Here is an 18,083-nt window from a genome sequence, read left to right on the forward strand (position 1 = left end):
AGCAGACAACCGATGAGCAAGATTCCCGCCTACTTCGGCTTCTGGCACCGCTTCGGTGCCTGGCTGCTGCAGACCAGCTCCTGGCTGGTGCTGCTGTTCCTGATCCTGCCGATCCTGGTGATAGTGCCGCTGTCGTTCAACGTCGAGCCGTTCTTCAGCTTCACCGAGGGCATGCTGCGCCTGCAGCCCGAGGCCTACTCGCTGCGCTGGTACGAGCAGATCTTCAAGGACCCGAAATGGATCCTGGCGATCCAGAACAGCTTCTTCATCGGCTTCTTCGCCACCCTGATCGCCACCGCCCTGGGCACCTGCGCCGCGGTCGGCCTGTCGCGCGACGACATGCCCCAGCGCCGGCTGATCACCGCCCTGCTGCTGTCGCCGATGATCGTGCCACTGATCATCACCGCCGCCGGCATGTTCTTCTTCTATGCCGACTTGGGCCTGGCCGGCAGCTACCTGGGGGTGATCCTGGCGCACGCGGCGCTGGGCACGCCCTTCGTGATCATCACCGTCACCGCGACCCTGACCGGCTTCGACTACTCCCTGGTGCGCGCGGCGATCAACCTGGGCGCCACCCCGCTGCGGGTGTTCTTCGACATCATCATGCCGCTGATCCGCCCCGGGGTGATCTCCGGCGCGCTGTTCGCCTTCATCACCTCGTTCGACGAGGTGGTGGTGATCCTGTTCATGGCCGGCCCCCAGCAGCGCACCATCCCCCGGCAGATGTTCTCGGGCCTGCGCGAGCAGATCAACCCGAGCATCCTGGCCATCGCCACGCTGCTGATCCTGGTGTCCATCGCCCTGCTGGTGACCATCGAGTTGCTGCGCCGGCGCGCCGAGCGCCTGCGCGGCATCGAGCTGATCGAGTAACCCGACGTCGGACCACGCTTTCACCCGCGCGCCGCCTGGGATTAGAATCCTTCTACCCTGCCCCAACCCAGGCGGACTCCTGAGCCCAGGCCGAGCGAGCGGTGATCCCGCCCAGCCAATCGGCCCCGCCCCCTCGCAGACGCTCACGGGCGTTTGCCAGCGGCGCGCATCGCGCTCAACATACGTATGATCAGCGGGACTCGAACCCGTGACCTGAACAGCCTCCCCAGGATTGACCGCCATGCCCGATTACCGCTCGAAAACCTCCACCCACGGCCGCAACATGGCCGGCGCCCGCGCCCTCTGGCGCGCCACCGGGATGAAGGACGAGGACTTCAAGAAGCCGATCATCGCCGTTGCCAACTCCTTCACCCAGTTCGTGCCCGGCCACGTGCACCTGAAGGACATGGGCCAGCTGGTCGCCCGCGAGATCGAGAAGGCCGGCGGCGTGGCCAAGGAATTCAACACCATCGCCGTCGACGACGGCATCGCCATGGGCCATGACGGCATGCTCTATTCCCTGCCGAGCCGCGAGATCATCGCCGACTCCGTGGAGTACATGGTCAACGCCCACTGCGCCGACGCCATCGTCTGCATCAGCAACTGCGACAAGATCACCCCCGGCATGCTGATGGCCGCCCTGCGCCTGAACATCCCGGTGGTGTTCGTCTCCGGTGGGCCGATGGAAGCCGGTAAGACCAAACTGGCCAGCCACGGCCTGGACCTGGTCGACGCCATGGTGGTGGCGGCAGACGACACCGCCAGCGACGAGAAGGTCGCCGAGTACGAGCGCAGCGCCTGCCCGACCTGCGGCAGCTGCTCCGGCATGTTCACCGCCAACTCGATGAACTGCCTGACCGAGGCCCTGGGCCTGTCCCTGCCGGGCAACGGCTCGACCCTGGCCACCCACAGCGACCGCGAGCAGCTGTTCCTGCGCGCCGGCCGCCTGGTGGTCGAACTGTGCCAGCGCTACTACGGCGAAGGCGACGAAGGCGTGTTGCCGCGCAATATCGCCAACTTCAAGGCCTTCGAGAACGCCATGATGCTGGACATCGCCATGGGCGGTTCGACCAACACCATCCTCCACCTGCTGGCCGCGGCCCAGGAAGGCGAGGTGGACTTCGACCTGAAGGACATCGACCGCCTGTCGCGCCAGGTGCCGCAGCTGTGCAAGGTGGCGCCGAACATCCAGAAGTACCATATGGAAGACGTCCATCGCGCCGGCGGCGTCTTCGGCATCCTCGGCGAACTGGCCCGCGGCGGCCTGCTGCACACCGACGTGGCCACCGTGCACAGCCCGAGCATGGCCGACGCCATCGCCGAGTGGGACATCACCCAGACCCAGGACGAGGCCGTGCACACCTTCTTCAAGGCGGGCCCGGCCGGCATCCCGACCCAGACCGCGTTCAGCCAGAGCACCCGCTGGGACAGTCTGGATGACGACCGCGAGAACGGCTGCATCCGCAGCGTCGAGCACGCCTATTCCCAGGAAGGCGGCCTGGCCGTGCTCTACGGCAACATCGCGCTGGACGGCTGCGTGGTGAAGACCGCCGGGGTCGACGAGTCGATCCTCGAGTTCGAGGGCACGGCGAAGATCTACGAGAGCCAGGACAGTGCCGTACGCGGCATCCTCGCCGACGAGGTCAAGGCCGGCGACATCGTGATCATCCGCTACGAAGGGCCGAAAGGCGGCCCGGGCATGCAGGAGATGCTCTACCCCACCAGCTACCTGAAGTCCAAGGGCCTGGGCAAGGCCTGCGCCCTGCTCACCGACGGCCGCTTCTCCGGCGGCACCTCGGGCCTGTCCATCGGCCATGCCTCGCCGGAGGCCGCCGCCGGCGGCGCCATCGGCCTGGTGCAGGAAGGCGACAAGGTGAAGATCGACATCCACAACCGCAGCATCAACCTGCTGGTCAGCGATGAAGAGCTGTCCCACCGCCGCCACGCCCAGGACAAGAAGGGCTGGAAGCCGGTCGAGGCCCGCCCGCGCAAGGTCACCACCGCGCTCAAGGCCTACGCCCTGCTCGCCACCAGCGCCGACAAGGGCGCGGTTCGCGACAAGAGCCTGCTCGACGGCTGAATGCCGAGTCCATGAAAAAGCCCGGCCAATGGCCGGGCTTTTTTCTGCCTAGGCGCGAAGTCTAGCGCCTGCTCCAGGTCTCGAAGGCGTGGGCCGGCGCGGCGTCCTGCGCCACCTGTTCGCTGCTCGAATCCAGCTGCCAGTCGCGCTCGCTGAACTCGGGGAAGAACGCGTCGCCCTCGGGGCTGAGGCGCACGCGGGTCAGATACAGGCGATCGGCGCGTTCCAGGCCCTGGGCATAGAGCTGCGCGCCGCCGATCAGCATCAGCTCCTCGGCGCCGGTTTCGCGGGCCCAAGCCTCGGCCCGCTGCAACGCCCCATCGAGGCAGGCGAACACCTCGGCCCCCTCCAGCTGCAACCCCGGCTGGCGGCTGACCACCAAGTTGAGGCGGCCCGGCAGCGGCCGGCCGAGGGAGTCCCAGGTCTTGCGACCCATGATGATCGGCTTGCCCAGGGTCAGCGCCTTGAAGTGCTTGAGGTCGGCCGGCAGGTGCCAGGGCAGTTGGTTGTCGCGGCCGATCACCCGGTTATCGGCGAGGGCAGCGATCAGACAGAGAGGCAGGGAGGTTTTCATGACCGCGAGGATACCCACTCGGCGCCGATGATTGAAGCCTCGGCGCCGTACACCGCCGTCAGGGCTTCTTGCACACCACCCGGTTGCGCCCCTGTTCCTTGGCCAGGTACAGGGCCACGTCGGCCACGCGCAGGGCGTCCTCCAGGCTCTGGTGCGGCTGCGGGGTCAGGTAGGCCAGGCCGATGCTCAGGGTGACCACGGCGGCCGCATCCGACTGCACATGGGGCAGGCCCAGGGCCTCGATGGCGCTGCGGATCTTCTCCAGAATCAGCAGCATCTGCTCTTCACCCAGGTCGTACCAGCAGCCGACGAACTCTTCGCCACCATAGCGGGCCGTGCAGTCCAGCGGACGCCTGACGTGCTCACCTATCACCCTGGCGACCTGGCGCAGCGCCTCGTCACCGGCGGCGTGCCCGTAGTGGTCGTTGTAGCGCTTGAAGAAGTCCACATCCATCATTACCAGCCCCAAGGCGCGCCCCTCGCGCTGGGCCTGCCGCCAGCTGCGCTCGGCCCGCTCGGTGAAGGCGCGGCGATTGAGCAGACCGGTGAGGAAGTCCTTGTCCGCCAGATCCTGGAGCAGACCGTGGGCGAGGAAGTTCAGCCGTGTGGCGTACTCCTGGAAGTAACAGCCGACCGAACCGATGACATTGGCCAACCCGAGAAACAGGGCGTTGCTGACCAGCGTTTCACCCGCCGAGCCGATGATCAACTCCGCCGCCAGGTAGGCAATAAAGGTCAGCCAGCCGCACAGCGCCGCGGTGGCGAAACGCAGACCGGCGAGGAAGTAGAAGAACACCGTGACCAGGATGATGCCCTCATAGGGCAGGGGAAAGGCATGGTAGCGGGCAATGCCGATGATGCCCGCCACCGCCAGCCCGCACAGCAGGGCCACCGCGCCGCCGATCAACTGCAGGTAGTCGCGCAGCGCCCGCCGATAGGTCGCCAGCCAGGCGAGCAGCAGCGCCGGCTGGATCACCCCCAGGCGCAGGCTGAGGATCTGCCCGCGCAGCGGCTCCGGCAGGTTGAAGATATCCAGCACGACAAACAGCAGAGCCAGCAACATGGCCACCAGCAGCGCCCAGCGCATGCGCCGCAGGAACAGGTCGGCGTGATAACGGCGGAACGCCGGCTCCAGCTCGCCCTCGAAACCCAGGGTATTGAAGCCCTGATGATGCTGGCGCAGATAGGGGGAATCCTGATTGACCCAATCCAGGTGCGGTAACTTCACGACGGCACTCGCATTAGCGTTGTAAGGTTGGACAGTCGGCAGCGGGCGGCCCGCCGCCGGGCCGAGCGGTCTGGCCGGCGGAGTATAGCGGCGTGACTGTGCCATGGCTGTGACTGTGCGGTTATGCTCTGTTTTCCACCTGCCACTGGAACGTCGCGTGAGCCCAACCGAGAAGCCCAGCCTCGATCTTCTGCAACGCCTGTGGCTGAGCGAGGCGATTCGCCTGCGCGAGGAGCAGGCCGGCCCGCTGGAGGATGGCGAAGCCAACCGCCGGGCCCGCGCCACGGGGGGCAACCTGGCCGCACGCATCCAGGCCCGCGCCCTGCTGCTCGCCGAACGCGACGGCCTGCTGCTGGCGCTGCGCCATTGGCTGCAGGGGGCCCGCCTCGCCCTGGCCGCCCTGCTGCTGCTGGCCCTGCTCAGTGGCGCCGGACTGGCCCTGGCCGCCCTGGGCGATGGCCAGCGCCCGGTTAACGTGTTCTGGGCCCTGGGCAGCCTGCTGGGCCTCGACTTGCTGCTGTTGCTCGGCTGGTTTCTCGGCCTGCTGCTGGCCGGCGACAACGCCAGTGCCCTCGGCCGCCTGTGGCTGTGGCTCAGCGACAAGCTCGCCCGCGACGCCCGCGCCGCGCAACTGGCCCCGGCCCTGCTCCTGCTGCTGCAGCGCGCACGCCTGGGCCGCTGGGGACTCGGCGTGCTGGTGCACGGCCTGTGGCTGCTGGCCTTGCTCGCCGCCCTGCTGAGTCTGCTGGCCCTGCTCGCCACCCGCCGCTACGGCTTCGTCTGGGAAAGCACGATTCTCGGCGGCGACACCTTCATCGCCCTGACCCAGGCCCTGGGCGCTCTGCCGGGGCTGCTCGGCTTCGCCCTGCCGGACGCCGAGCTGATCCGCGCCAGCGGCGCCGGCGCGCTGACCAGCGAGGCGGCGCGCCACGGCTGGGCGGCCTGGCTGCTCGGCGTGCTGCTGGTCTACGGCCTGCTGCCGCGCCTGCTGCTGATGCTGCTGTGCCTGTGGCGCTGGCGCCGCGGCAGTGCGCGCCTGACCCTGGACACCGGGCTGCCCGGCTACGACCTGCTGCGCGAGCGCCTGCTGCCGGGCAGCGAGCGCCTCGGCGTGTGCGACGCGGCGCCCGCGTCCACAGCCCGAGCGCCGGCAGCGGCGGGCCCGCAGGGCAGCGACGGGGCATTGCTGGTAGCCGTCGAGCTGGACGAGCGCCGTCCCTGGCCGCCGAGCCTGCCTGCCGGCGTCGGCGACGCCGGGGTGATCGACAGCCGCGAACAGCGCCAGCGCCTGCTCGAACAGCTCAGCCGCTTTCCGCCTGCGCGCCTGCTGGTGGCCTGCGACCCACGCCGCTCGCCGGACCGCGGCAGCCTGGCGCTGCTTGGCGAGCTGGCGCGCAGCGCCGGCGCCACGCGCATCTGGCTGCTGCCGGCGCCGCCCGGGGAAGCCCTGGACGCCGCGCGTCTGGCCGACTGGCACGACGCCCTGGCGCAGCTGCAATTGCCCCACGGCGACGCGGCGCCCCTGACCTGGCTGGAGACGGGCCATGACTAGCCCCCTGAGACTGGCCGTGGTCGGCCACACCAATGTCGGCAAGACCTCGCTGCTGCGCACCCTGACCCGCGACGTCGGTTTCGGCGAGGTGTCGCCCAGGGCCAGCACCACCCGTCACGTCGAGGGCGCACGGCTGTCGGTGGACGGCGAGGCGTTGCTGGAGCTGTACGACACCCCCGGCCTGGAGGACGCCATCGCCCTGCTCGACTACCTGGAGCGCCAGGACCGACCCGGCGAACGCCTCGACGGCCCGGCGCGCCTGGCGCGTTTCCTCGACGGCAGCGAAGCGCGCCAGCGTTTCGAGCAGGAGGCCAAGGTGCTGCGCCAGTTGCTGGCTTCCGACGCCGGACTCTACGTGATCGACGCCCGCGAGCCGGTGCTGGCCAAGTACCGCGACGAACTGGCGGTGCTGAGCATGACCGGCCGCCCGCTGCTGCCGGTGCTCAACTTCGTCGCCGGCGGCGCGCATCGCGAAGCGGACTGGGCCACGGTCCTGGCCCGCCTGGGCCTGCATGCCCGGGTCGCCTTCGACACGGTGGCGCCACCCGAAGACGGCGAGCGGCGCCTGTACCAGAGCCTGGCGCTGCTGCTGGACCAGGCCCAGGCGCCACTGCAGCGGCTGATCGACGATCACCAGGCGCAACGCGCGAGCCGCCGACACGCCGGCGCCCGGCTGATCGCCGAACTGCTGATCGACTGCGCCGCCTGCCGCCGCAGCGTCGCCGCGCAGGCCGAGCCGGAGCGCCAGGCGATCGAACAGCTACGCGAGGCCATCCGTGAGCGCGAACAGCGCTGCGTCGAGGCCCTGCTGCGGCTCTACGCCTTCCGCCCGGAAGATGCCCGGGCCGGCGAGCTGCCGCTGCTCGACGGCCGCTGGGGCGATGACTTGTTCAACCCGGAAACCCTGCGGCAGCTCGGTCTCAAGGTCGGCGGCGGCATGGCCGCCGGCGCGGCAACCGGCGCCGGCATCGACCTGCTGGTGGGCGGCATCACCCTCGGCGCCGCCGCGCTGCTCGGCGCCCTGGCCGGCGGCGGGCTGCAGACCGCGCGCAACTACGGCACCCGTCTGCTCGGCAAGCTTCGCGGCGAACATGAACTGACGGTGGACGACGCGGTGCTGCGCCTGCTGGCCCTGCGTCAGCGCCAGCTACTGGACGCCCTGGCGGCCCGCGGCCACGCGGCCACCACGACCCTGCGCCTGGAGACTCCGGCCGACGCGGATTGGCGCGACGAGCCGCTGCCAGAGCCGCTGCGCAGAGCCCGCGCCCACCCGCAGTGGTCGAGCCTGGCGCCGGGCCGCTGGCGCGACTCCGACGAGCGGCGCGAAGCGGTCGAACAGCTCGGACACCAGCTGCTCACCGGCGCTGCCCAGTCTCAGGGGCGGCCCAGGTAGAGTTCCTTGAGCTTGCGCCAGTCATCGCTGCCGGTGACCCGCAGGATCGCCTGGCTGAGCTGCTCGCGGTAGGGGCTGCCGCTGGCCAGGGCGAAGGCGTAGGACTGGTTCTCGAAAGTACCGGGCAGCACCCGCAGGCCGCCCTGGCCCAGTTCGCCATTGCGGTACTGCAGGATCGGCAGGTCATAGACCACCGCATCGGCCTCGCCCTGCTGCACCGCACGCATGGCGCTCAGCAGGTTCGGGTAGTCGCTGTGGCGGATGCGCTGGTTTTCCAGGTAGCGCGCGCTGACCGTCTTGTCGATGGTGGCGACATGGGCCCGGCGCAGGTCATCGGTGCCCTGGATGCCGCCCTGCAGGTTGCCCACCGTCAGGGTGCTGGTCACCGCCGCGGTGAAGGTCGACACCATGATCAGGCCGGCGAACATCCACACCAGGCCGATCAGGCGCCCGCCGAGGGTCACCGGGGCCTTGTCGCCATAGCCAACCGTGGTCATGGTCACCGCCGCCCACCAGAAGCTGGAGCCCAGGCCCTGGGCCGGGCTGCCGCCGAACTGCTCCTGGTTGCGCCGCCGCTCGAACAGCCAGACCAAGGCGCCGACCAGCAGCAACAGGGCCGCCAGCCCCAGCACCAGGCTGAGGAACTGCCAGGACAGCAGCGCCCTCAGGGCATGCCAGCCACCACCCTCGCCCTCGCGCGGCACCGCGATGGCCAGGCCGGTCTGGTAGAAGGGGTGGGTGAAGTCGAAGCGCGCCTCGCGCTCGGCGGTCATGGTCAGGGCGCCGACCACCACGTCGAGCCTGTCGGCCTCGAGGCTCGGCAGCAGCTCCTGGAACGCCATCGGCTGCAACTCGAAGCGATAGCCGGCCTGGGCGGCGATTTCCTGCCAGAGGTCGATGCTGATGCCGCGCCACTCGCCGTTCTCCTCCTGGATGACGAAGGGCGGCACTTCGCTGATACCCACGCGCAGCAGCGGCCCGGACGGCTCGGCCGCCCAGCTCGGCAGGGCCAGCCAGAACAGCAGTAAGGCGCTCAGAATCCTCGACATAAACAGCTTCCTCCCCAACCCACAAAGCCGTCAGGGTAACAAATGCGCCGCCCCTGCCCACCCGCGATGGGGCGAACCGCCACCACCAGGTGATAACGCCCAGCCCCGCCCCACCGGCCGAAGGCCCGCGGCAGGGCGCCCAGCATCAGGCCTGCGGCGCCCCGCCGGTCATACCGCGACCGGCGCCTTGATATGCGGATGGGACTGGTAGCCGACCAGCTCGAAGTCCTCGTAGCGGAAGGCGAACAGGTCCTTCACCGCCGGATTGAGCTTCATCGTCGGCAGCGGCAGCGGCTCGCGGGTCAGCTGCAGGTCGGCCTGCTCGAGATGGTTGGCGTACAGGTGGCAGTCGCCGCCGGTCCAGACGAACTCGCCCGGCTGCAGGTCGCAGACCTGGGCGACCATCATCGTCAGCAGGGCGTAGCTGGCGATGTTGAAGGGCACGCCGAGGAAGATGTCCGCCGAGCGCTGGTACAGCTGGCAGCTCAGCCGGCCCTCGGCGACGTAGAACTGGAACAGCGCGTGGCACGGCGGCAGGGCCATCTGCTCGACCAGCGCCGGGTTCCAGGCGGAGACGATCAGCCGCCGCGAATCCGGGTTTTTCTTGATCATCTCGATCAGCTGGCTGATCTGGTCGATCGACTCGCCGTTCGGCGCCGGCCAGTTGCGCCACTGGTAGCCGTACACCGGACCGAGGTCGCCGTTCTCGTCGGCCCACTCGTCCCAGATGCTGACGCCATGGTCCTTCAGGTACTTGATGTTGGTGTCGCCCTTCAGGAACCACAGCAGCTCGTGGATGATGGATTTGACGTGGCACTTCTTGGTGGTGACCAGGGGAAAACCCTCGGCCAGGTCGAAACGCATCTGCTGGGCGAACAGGCTGTAGGTGCCGGTACCGGTGCGGTCGCTCTTGAAGGTGCCGGTCTCGCGCACCAGGCGCATCAGGTCGAGGTACTGTTTCATCGGGTGGCTCCCTGACGGTGGTAGGCGAAGGCGATCAGGCCGAGGCCGCCGAGGATCATCGGCAGGCTCAGCACCTGGCCCATGGTCAGCCAGCCCCAGGCCAGGTAGCCGAGCTGGGCGTCCGGCACCCGGACGAACTCGACGATGAAGCGGAAGATGCCGTAGCACAGGGCGAACATGCCCGAGACCGCCATGGTGGGCCGAGGCTTGCGCGAGTAGAACCAGAGGATGGTGAACAGCGCCACGCCCTCCAGGGCGAACTGGTACAGCTGCGAGGGATGGCGAGCCAGCTGCTGCGGGTCGGTGGGGAAGACCATGGCCCAGGGCAGGTCGGTGGCCTTGCCCCACAGTTCGGCGTTGATGAAGTTGCCAATCCTGCCGGCACCCAAGCCGATCGGCACCAGCGGTGCGATAAAGTCCATCAGCTGGAAGAAGCCCTTGTCGTTGCGGCTGCCGAACCACCAGGTGGCCAGCAGCACGCCGATAAAGCCGCCGTGGAACGACATGCCGCCCTTCCACACCTGGAGGATCAGGCTCGGTTGCTCGAGGTAGGCGGCCAGGTCGTAGAACAGCACATAGCCCAGACGCCCCCCGAGGATCACCCCCATGGCCACCCAGAACACCAGGTCGGAAAGCTTCTCCTTGTTCCAGCGCGGCTCGAAGGCATGCAGCCGGCGCGAAGCCAGCCACCAGGCGCCGCCGATGCCGATCAGGTACATCAGGCCGTACCAATGGATCTTCAGCGGCCCCAGGGCGATGGCCACCGGGTCAATCTGCGGGTAAGGCAGCATGCAACACTCCTCAAATCAGGAAATTCAGGCCCACGCCGAACAGCAGCAGGGCGAACAGACGCTTGAGCACGCGCGGCGACAAGCGATGCGCCAGGCGCGCACCGAAGCGCGCGAAAAACATGCTGGTACCGGCCACCCCGGCCAGCGCCGGCAAGTACACATAGCCCAGGCTCCAGGCCGGCAGCCCGGCATTGTCCCGGCCCAGCCACATGAAACTCAGCGCCCCGACCGCGGCGATCGGCAGACCGCAGGCCGCCGAGGTCGCCACCGCCTGCTGCATCGACAGACTGCGCCAGACCAGAAAGGGCACGCTGAGCGAGCCGCCGCCGATGCCGAAGATCGCCGAGGCCCAGCCGATCAGGCCGCCGGCAGCGCCCAGGCCGACCTTGCCCGGCACCGTGCTGCTGGCCTTGGGCCGCAGGTCCAGGGCCATCTGGATCGACACGCAGATCGCGAACACGCCGATGATCCGCTGCAGCATCGGTCCCTGGATAGACGCGGCGGTCAGCGAGCCCAGGCCGGCGCCGAGGACGATGCCAAGGGTCATCCAGGCGAACACCGGCCAGCGCACCGCGCCCTTGCGATGGTGTTCGACGACCGAGTTGACCGAGGTGAAGACGATGGTCGCCAGGGAGGTGCCGACCGCCAGGTGGGTCAGCACCAGCGGATCGAACCCTTGGGCGCTGAAACTCAGCACCAGCACCGGCACGATGATCATCCCGCCGCCGACCCCGAACAGGCCCGCCAGTACCCCCGCTGCCGCGCCCAGCAGCAAATACAGCAACAGCTCCATCGACGCCCCCGAAAACAAAGCGGCATGGTAACGGAAGCGGGCATCCGCACTCCACCGCCGCAGACCGCAGCAGGCCCCTTGTCGCCCTGCCCGGTCCGCCAGGTCGCGCCTGCGGCCATGAGGGGGTAGCCGTTCGACCTCGCAAATTGGCCCGTTCCCCCTTTCCCTTGCCGGCTGTCAGCCCTAAGCTGTCGGGCAAATGTTGGGCGCTTCAGGAGCGAACTGTCACAACAAGAAAACGCATCTGCTGGAACTGGACTCTGGCCCGCCTGGGCCGCAGTGAGGTCACGGTCGGCTACCGAGACACACCTTCAGAGTCCCGTCACTCAAGGAGTTTCTATGTGCCTGATCGTATTCGCTTGGCGCCCCTCGCACCCCTTGCCACTGGTGCTGGCCGCCAACCGCGACGAATTCTATGACCGGCCGAGCCAGCCACTGGCGCCCTGGGAGGACGCCCCGGGCATTTACGGCGGACGGGACCTGCAAGCCGGCGGTACCTGGCTGGCGGTAGGCCCCCAGGGCCGCTACGCCGCCCTGACCAATATTCGCGACCCGCGGCAGCCGCCTTTCGGCCGCTCGCGCGGCGAGCTACCGGTGCAGTTTCTGCGCAGTGAGCTTGGCCCCGAGGCGTTCCTGGGCGAACTGGCCGAGCGCGCCGAGGACTATTCGGCGTTCAACCTGCTGGTCGGCGACGCCCGGCAGCTGTGGCTGCTGAACTCCCGCGAAGGCACCCCGCAGCAGCTTTGCGAAGGCATCTATGGCCTGTCCAACGCCGCCCTGGACACGCCCTGGCCAAAGGTCGAGAAGGGCAAGGCACTGCTCAGCGAGTGCCTGATCGAACCCCAGCCGCCTTCACTCCTGGACCTGTTGCACGACCCCCAGCAACCCCCGGACTCCGCGCTGCCCGACACCGGCGTCGGCCTGAATACCGAGCGCCTGCTCTCGGGCATCTTCATCGCCACGCGCAGCTACGGCACCCTCGCCAGCACGGCGCTGCTGGTGCGCGCCGACGGTTCACGGCAACTGGTCGAGCGGCGCTATGGCCCCTATGGCAAGCCGCTGGGCGAGATCGAGTTCGAATGCTGAGGAGGTCCGGCGGGGCGGACGCCGGGCACGCTGTCAGGCCTGGATATCCGACGCCGGATTGATCATGCGGCCCAGGCCCAGATTTCGCAGGGCCAGCTGCAGGGTGCTGTGGATCAGGTGCGGGTTGTCGATGCTCATCACCTGGGCCAGCAGTTCCTTGGCCTTGCCCAGGCTGATCTGGCGCAGCAGCCACTTGACCTTGGGCAGGTTGGTGGCGTTCATCGACAGGCTGTCGAAGCCCATCGCCATCAGCAGCACCGCCGCCGCCGGGTCGCCGGCCATCTCGCCGCAGATGCTCACCGGCTTGCCTTCGGCGTGGGCGTCGCTGATCACCTTGCCCAGCGCCTGCAGCACGGCCGGGTGGAAGAAATCGTAGAGGTCGGCGACCCGCGGGTTGTTGCGATCCACCGCCAGCAGGTATTGGGTCAGGTCGTTGGAGCCGACCGAGAGGAAGTCCACCTGGCGCGCCAGCTCGCGGGTCTGGTAGACCGCCGCGGGAATCTCGATCATCACCCCGACCGGCGGCAGCGGCACGTCGGTGCCCTCGTCGCGCACCTCGCCCCAGGCGCGGTGGATCAGGTGCAGGGCCTCCTCCAGCTCCTGGATGCCGGAGATCATCGGCAGCAGGATGCGCAGGTTGTTCAGGCCCTCGCTGGCCTTGAGCATGGCACGGGTCTGCACCAGGAAGATTTCCGGGTGGTCGAGGGTCACGCGGATACCGCGCCAGCCGAGAAAGGGGTTTTCTTCCTTGATCGGGAAATAGCTCAGTGCCTTGTCGCCACCGATGTCCAGGCTGCGCATGGTCACCGGCAGCGGATGGAAGGCGGCCAGCTGCTCGCGGTAGATGGCCAGCTGTTCCTTCTCGCTGGGAAAGCGCTCCTTGATCATGAACGGCACTTCGGTGCGGTACAGGCCGACACCCTCGGCGCCGCGCTCCTGGGCCCGCTTGACGTCGGCGAGCAGGCCGGTATTGACCCACAGCGGCATGCGGTGGCCGTCCAGGGTCTCGCAGGGCAAGGCGCGCAGGGCATCGAGGCCCTGGGTCAGCTGGCGTTCTTCCTCGACCACATCGGCGTACTGCTTGCGCAGCAGCTCGCTGGGGTTGGTGAACACCTCGCCGTGGTAACCATCGACGATCAGCTGGATGCCGTCGATCTTCGAATAGGGCAGGTCGACCGCGCCCATCACCGTGGGGATGCCCATGGCGCGGGCGAAGATCGCCACATGGGAGTTGCCCGAGCCGAGCACCGAGACAAGGCCGACCAGCTTGCCCTCGGGCACCTCGCCGAGCATGGTTGGCGACAGCTCCTCGCTGACCAGGATGCAGTTGTCCGGGTATTCCAGAGTCTGCTGGCGCGCCTGCTGCAGGTAGGCGAGCAAGCGGCGGCCGAGGTCCTTGACGTCGGAGGCGCGCTCGCGCAGGTAGGCGTCGTCCATCAGCTCGAAGCGGTTGACGTGCTCGCCGACCACCTGGCGCAAGGCGCCCTGGGCCCACTGGCCGGTGCGGATGACGTTGACCACCTCGTTACCCAGGGCGGCGTCTTCGAGCATCATCAGATACACGTCGAACAGCGCGCGCTCTTCCGGGCGCAGCTGGCTGGCCATCTTGCTCGAGAGGTTGCGCATGTCCGCGCGCACCCCTTCCAGGGCGGTATTGAACAGCGCCAGTTCGGCGTCTATGTCATCGATGGCCTTGTCCGGCACCACCTCCAGGTCAGCCGGCGGCAGCACCACCACCGCGGTGCCGACCGCGGCGCCGGGCGACCCGGGCACGCCGATGAACTTGGCTTCCTGGATGCCCTTGCCCTGGCGACCCAGGCCGCGAATCGAGCCGGTCGCCTCGGCGTGGGCGATGACCCCGGCGAGCTGCGCGCTCATGGTCACCAGGAAGGCCTCTTCGCCCTCGTCGAACTGGCGACGCTCCTTCTGCTGGATCACCAGCACGCCCATCACCCGCCGGTGGTGGATGATCGGGGCGCCGAGGAAGGAGGCGAAACGCTCCTCGCCGGTCTCGGCGAAGTAGCGGTAGCGCGGATGGGCGGCGGCGTCCTCGAGGTTCAGCGGCTCCTCGCGGGTGCCGACCAGGCCGACCAGGCCCTCGCTGGGCGACATGCTGACCTTGCCGATGGAACGCTTGTTGAGGCCTTCGGTGGCCATCAGGACGAAGCGGTTGGTTTCCGGGTCGAGCAGGTAGACCGAGCAGACCTGGCTGCCCATGGCCTCCCTGACGCGCTGCACGATGATGCCCAACGCCGCCTTGAGGTCCTTGGCGGCATTAACTTCCTGGACGATCTTGCGCAGCGTATTGAGCATGGCTCGGCTCTAGTCAGTGTCAGTCCCGCGCCAACAGGCGCGGAGCGAGTTCCTTGAGGGCGCGACGGTAGACTTCGCGCTTGAATGTGACCACCTGGCCCAATGGATACCAGTAACTGACCCAGCGCCAGCCATCGAACTCCGGCTTGCCGGTCAGGTCCATGCGCACCTTGTTCTCGTCCGACTGCAGGCGCAGCAGGAACCATTTCTGTTTCTGGCCGATACACAGCGGCTGGCTGTGGGTGCGGACCAGACGTTGAGGCAGACGATACCGCAACCAGCCACGGGTGCAGGCGAGAATTTTCACATCCTCCTGCTCCAGGCCGACTTCCTCGTTCAATTCACGAAACAGCGCTTCTTCCGGCGACTCATGGTCGTTGATCCCGCCTTGCGGGAACTGCCAGGCGTCCTGGTTTATCCGACGCGCCCAGAGCACCTGGCCGACATCATTGGTCAAGATGATGCCGACATTAGGGCGAAAACCATCAGGGTCGATCACGGCGCACAACCTCGTAAACGCATGTTTCGGCATTGTTCCACAAAGCCCGCGGCAGCGGCAACGCGGCCGTCCGCTAAGTAGGAATGCCCCGGAAAAGCCGCTATTCTGGCGCCCCTCGGCTTCTGCAATAAAAGGTGATCCGCGTGCGCTTGGCCCTCTTCGACCTCGATAACACCCTGCTCGGCGGCGACAGCGACCACGCCTGGGGCGACTACCTGTGCGAGCGCGGCATCCTCGACGGCGTGGCCTACAAGGCGCGCAACGACGCCTTCTACGAGGATTACCTGGCCGGTCGCCTGGACATTCGCGACTACCTGAACTTCAGCCTGGAGATACTCGGGCGCAGCGAAATGGCCCAGCTCGAACAGTGGCACCGCGAGTTCATGCGCGACTGCATCGAACCGATCATCCTGGCCAAGGGCGAAGCCCTGCTGGAAGAGCACCGCGCCGCCGGCGACAAGCTGCTGATCATCACCGCCACCAACCGCTTCGTCACCGCGCCGATCGCCGCACGCCTGGGCGTCGACACCCTGCTGGCCACCGAATGCGAGATGGCCGACGGCCGCTACACCGGCCGCACCACCGACGTGCCCTGCTTCAAGGAGGGCAAGGTCACCCGCCTCAACCGCTGGCTCGCCGAAACCGGCCTGAGCCTGGACGACAGCTGCTTCTACAGCGACTCGATGAACGACCTGCCGCTGCTCGAGCGGGTGACCCGGCCGGTGGCGGTCGACCCCGATGCCAAGCTGCGCGCCGAAGCGCAGAGCCGCGGCTGGCCGATCATCTCGCTACGCTAGACGTCGCCCCGCGCCAACGAAAACGCCGCCCGGATGGGCGGCGTTCTGGTTTCTCCACGGCCCTCAGGCCGGCTTGGCGCCCATCAGCCCGAGGATCAGCAACAGCACCAGCAGGATCAGCCCGGCATAGCCGGCGGTGAAGCGCATCAACCGCGCAGGCGCCGGCGTCTCGCCCAGGGCCTGCCAGGCAGTCAGACGCCCGCTCAGCAACAGGCCGCCGATCACCAGCAAGGCGAACAGCAGGCTACTGGCCAGCAACCAGGTCTGCCCCAGCGGCCAGCCCGCCAGATCGACCAGCCACCAGCCGCTGACCGGCAGACTCAGGGCCAGCAGGCCGAGCAGCGGCAGGCTGATCGAGCGGGTGCGCGCCAGCTTGCGCTGCAGCACCTGGGCATCGCCGCCGCGCGCCGCCTTCCACAGCATCAGCACGTGGGCCAGCACACCCAGCAGCAGCAGGATGCCAGGCAGGCTGTGGGCCAGTTTCAGCAGTTGATAGTGTTCCATTCAGCCTTCCTGCCGGCGCACCGGCTCATCCGAGAAACAGCTTGTAGGCCGGATTGTCGCTCTCGTCCCAGTAGGGGTAGCCGATCTCGTCCAGCGCCGCCGGCACCAGGTGGCGCTCGGCCTGGGGCACCTGCAGGCCGGCGACCACCCGGCCGTCGGCCGCGCCGTGGTTGCGGTAGTGGAACATCGAGATGTTCCAGCGCCCACCGAGGCGCTGCAGGAAGTTGAACAGCGCCCCCGGCCGCTCGGGAAACTCGAAACGCAGCACCACCTCGTCGCTGACCCGCGCGGCATGGCCGCCGACCATGTGGCGGATGTGCAGCTTGGCCAGTTCGTTGTCGGTCAGGTCGACCACCGGGAAGCCCTGCTCGCGCAGGCTCGCCACCAGCGCCGCGCGCGGGTCGGTCTCCGGGTGGGTCTGCACGCCGACGAAGATGTGCGCCTCCCTGTCGGTGTGGTAGCGGTAGTTGAACTCGGTGATCTGGCGCTTGCCGATCGCCTCGCAGAAGGCCTTGAAGCTGCCCGGCTGCTCGGGAATGGTCACAGCAATGATCGCCTCGCGCTTCTCGCCCAACTCGGCGCGCTCGGCGACGTGCCGCAGGCGGTCGAAGTTGACGTTGGCCCCCGAATCGATGCCCACCAGCACCTGGTCGCGGCAGCCCTCGCGTTCGACATAGCGCTTGATCCCGGCCACGGCCAGGGCGCCGGCCGGCTCGGTGATCGAGCGGGTGTCGTCGTAGATGTCCTTGATCGCCGCGCAGATCTCGTCGGTGCTGACGGTGATCACCTCGTCGACGTGGTCCTTGCAGATGGCGAAGGTGTGCTCGCCGATCTGCGCCACCGCCACGCCGTCGGCGAACAGCCCGACCTGCGGCAGCACCACGCGCTCGCCGGCGGCCATGGCGGCCTGCAGGCAATTGGAGTCGTCCGGCTCGACGCCGATGATCCTGACCTCGGGGCGCAGGTATTTGACGTAGGCGGCGATGCCGGCGATCAGCCCGCCGCCGCCCACCGGGACGAAGATGGCATCCAGCTGGCCCGGGTGCTGGCGGAGGATCTCCATGGCCACCGTGCCCTGGCCGGCGATGGTGTGCGGATCGTCGTAGGGGTGGATATAGATGTAGCCCTTCTCCTCCACCAGCTTGAGCGAATAGGCCAGCGCCTCGGGGAAGCTGTCGCCGTGCAGCACCACCTTGCCGCCACGCGAGCGCACGCCGTTGACCTTGATTTCCGGGGTGGTCTTGGGCATCACGATGGTCGCCTTGACCCCCAGCACCTTGGCCGCCAGGGCTAGGCCCTGGGCGTGGTTGCCGGCCGAGGCGGTGACCACGCCGCGGGCCTGCTCCTCGGCCGACAGCTGGGCCAGCTTGTTGTAGGCGCCGCGAATCTTGAAGGAGAACACCGGCTGCAGGTCTTCGCGCTTGAGCAGAATCTGGTTGCCCAGACGCTCGGAGAGCTGGTTGGCGGCTTGCAGGGGGGTTTCCACCGCGACGTCGTAGACGCGCGAGGTGAGGATCTTCTTGACGTACTGTTCGAGCATGGCGATATCGCAGGCGGTTGCGCTAGGGGACCCCGGAGTCTACCCCAGGCC

The 18,083-nt window shown here is 68.1% G+C and carries 16 protein-coding genes; 6 read left to right on the plus strand and 10 right to left on the minus strand.

Annotated elements, in window-relative coordinates; translation table 11 throughout:
• Positions 1-12: 12 nt before the first annotated feature.
• Both LPB260_RS19030 and ilvD read left to right on the plus strand, forming a co-directional pair.
• Positions 13-870, plus strand: a complete 858-nt coding sequence (locus LPB260_RS19030; protein WP_208707362.1) for an ABC transporter permease — start codon at positions 13-15, stop codon at positions 868-870.
• Between the two features lie 241 nt (positions 871-1,111).
• Positions 1,112-2,950, plus strand: coding sequence for a dihydroxy-acid dehydratase (ilvD, locus tag LPB260_RS19035; RefSeq protein WP_208707363.1), 1,839 nt, complete (start codon positions 1,112-1,114; stop codon positions 2,948-2,950).
• A 61-nt stretch (positions 2,951-3,011) separates the two neighbouring features.
• Here the strand turns inward: ilvD and LPB260_RS19040 are convergent, their stop codons facing one another.
• A complete protein-coding gene (locus tag LPB260_RS19040) occupies positions 3,012-3,524 on the minus strand; it encodes a dihydrofolate reductase (RefSeq protein WP_208707364.1) in 513 nt (170 codons plus the stop codon).
• Between the two features lie 58 nt (positions 3,525-3,582).
• Entirely contained in the window at positions 3,583-4,752 is a 1,170-nt protein-coding gene (locus tag LPB260_RS19045) for a diguanylate cyclase (protein WP_208707365.1), read from the minus strand.
• Between the two features lie 157 nt (positions 4,753-4,909).
• Here LPB260_RS19045 and LPB260_RS19050 point away from each other — a divergent pair, with 157 nt between their 5' ends.
• Together LPB260_RS19050 and LPB260_RS19055 are read left to right on the plus strand one after the other, a co-directional pair.
• The gene (locus LPB260_RS19050; RefSeq protein ID WP_256625486.1) at positions 4,910-6,304 is read left to right on the plus strand and encodes a DUF2868 domain-containing protein; all 1,395 of its coding nucleotides are present in this window, start codon (positions 4,910-4,912) and stop codon (positions 6,302-6,304) included.
• A complete protein-coding gene (locus LPB260_RS19055) occupies positions 6,297-7,697 on the plus strand; it encodes a GTPase/DUF3482 domain-containing protein (protein ID WP_208707367.1) in 1,401 nt (466 codons plus the stop codon). The genes LPB260_RS19050 and LPB260_RS19055 overlap by 8 nt, the downstream gene beginning before the upstream one ends.
• Here LPB260_RS19055 and LPB260_RS19060 read toward each other — a convergent pair.
• The 4 genes from LPB260_RS19060 to LPB260_RS19075 form a co-directional block, all read right to left on the minus strand.
• Positions 7,679-8,746 (minus strand): transporter substrate-binding domain-containing protein, encoded by a 1,068-nt coding sequence (locus LPB260_RS19060; RefSeq protein WP_208707368.1) that lies wholly within the window; start codon positions 8,744-8,746, stop codon positions 7,679-7,681. The genes LPB260_RS19055 and LPB260_RS19060 overlap by 19 nt on opposite strands.
• A 168-nt stretch (positions 8,747-8,914) precedes the next feature.
• On the minus strand, positions 8,915-9,709 hold the full coding sequence (locus LPB260_RS19065) for a thymidylate synthase (protein ID WP_208707369.1): 795 nt from the start codon (positions 9,707-9,709) through the stop codon (positions 8,915-8,917).
• Complete coding sequence (gene lgt / locus LPB260_RS19070) at positions 9,706-10,500, minus strand: prolipoprotein diacylglyceryl transferase (RefSeq protein WP_208707370.1); 795 nt, start codon at positions 10,498-10,500, stop codon at positions 9,706-9,708. Before lgt ends, LPB260_RS19065 begins: the two co-directional genes overlap by 4 nt.
• Before the next feature lie 10 nt (positions 10,501-10,510).
• Entirely contained in the window at positions 10,511-11,293 is a 783-nt protein-coding gene (locus LPB260_RS19075; protein WP_208707371.1) for a sulfite exporter TauE/SafE family protein, read from the minus strand.
• A 339-nt stretch (positions 11,294-11,632) separates the two neighbouring features.
• Here LPB260_RS19075 and LPB260_RS19080 point away from each other — a divergent pair, with 339 nt between their 5' ends.
• Entirely contained in the window at positions 11,633-12,379 is a 747-nt protein-coding gene (locus LPB260_RS19080; protein WP_208707372.1) for an NRDE family protein, read from the plus strand.
• Positions 12,380-12,412: 33 nt separating this feature from the next.
• Here LPB260_RS19080 and ptsP read toward each other — a convergent pair whose 3' ends face one another.
• Positions 12,413-14,692, minus strand: coding sequence for a phosphoenolpyruvate--protein phosphotransferase (gene ptsP, locus LPB260_RS19085; RefSeq protein ID WP_208707373.1), 2,280 nt, complete (start codon positions 14,690-14,692; stop codon positions 12,413-12,415).
• Positions 14,693-14,711: 19 nt separating this feature from the next.
• Positions 14,712-15,191, minus strand: coding sequence for an RNA pyrophosphohydrolase (locus LPB260_RS19090; protein ID WP_208707374.1), 480 nt, complete (start codon positions 15,189-15,191; stop codon positions 14,712-14,714).
• A 143-nt stretch (positions 15,192-15,334) separates the two neighbouring features.
• Between LPB260_RS19090 and LPB260_RS19095 the strand changes: the two genes are divergently transcribed.
• The gene (locus tag LPB260_RS19095) at positions 15,335-15,988 is read left to right on the plus strand and encodes an HAD family phosphatase (protein ID WP_208707375.1); all 654 of its coding nucleotides are present in this window, start codon (positions 15,335-15,337) and stop codon (positions 15,986-15,988) included.
• Positions 15,989-16,051: 63 nt separating this feature from the next.
• Here the strand turns inward: LPB260_RS19095 and LPB260_RS19100 are convergent, their stop codons facing one another.
• Positions 16,052-16,492: a DUF2269 family protein gene (locus LPB260_RS19100; RefSeq protein ID WP_208707376.1), complete on the minus strand. Its 441-nt coding sequence runs from the start codon at positions 16,490-16,492 to the stop codon at positions 16,052-16,054.
• 25 nt (positions 16,493-16,517) lie between these two features.
• A complete protein-coding gene (gene ilvA / locus LPB260_RS19105) occupies positions 16,518-18,032 on the minus strand; it encodes a threonine ammonia-lyase, biosynthetic (RefSeq protein ID WP_208707377.1) in 1,515 nt (504 codons plus the stop codon).
• Positions 18,033-18,083 lie beyond the last annotated feature (51 nt).

This window comes from Pseudomonas sp. LPB0260 (genome assembly GCF_013388395.1).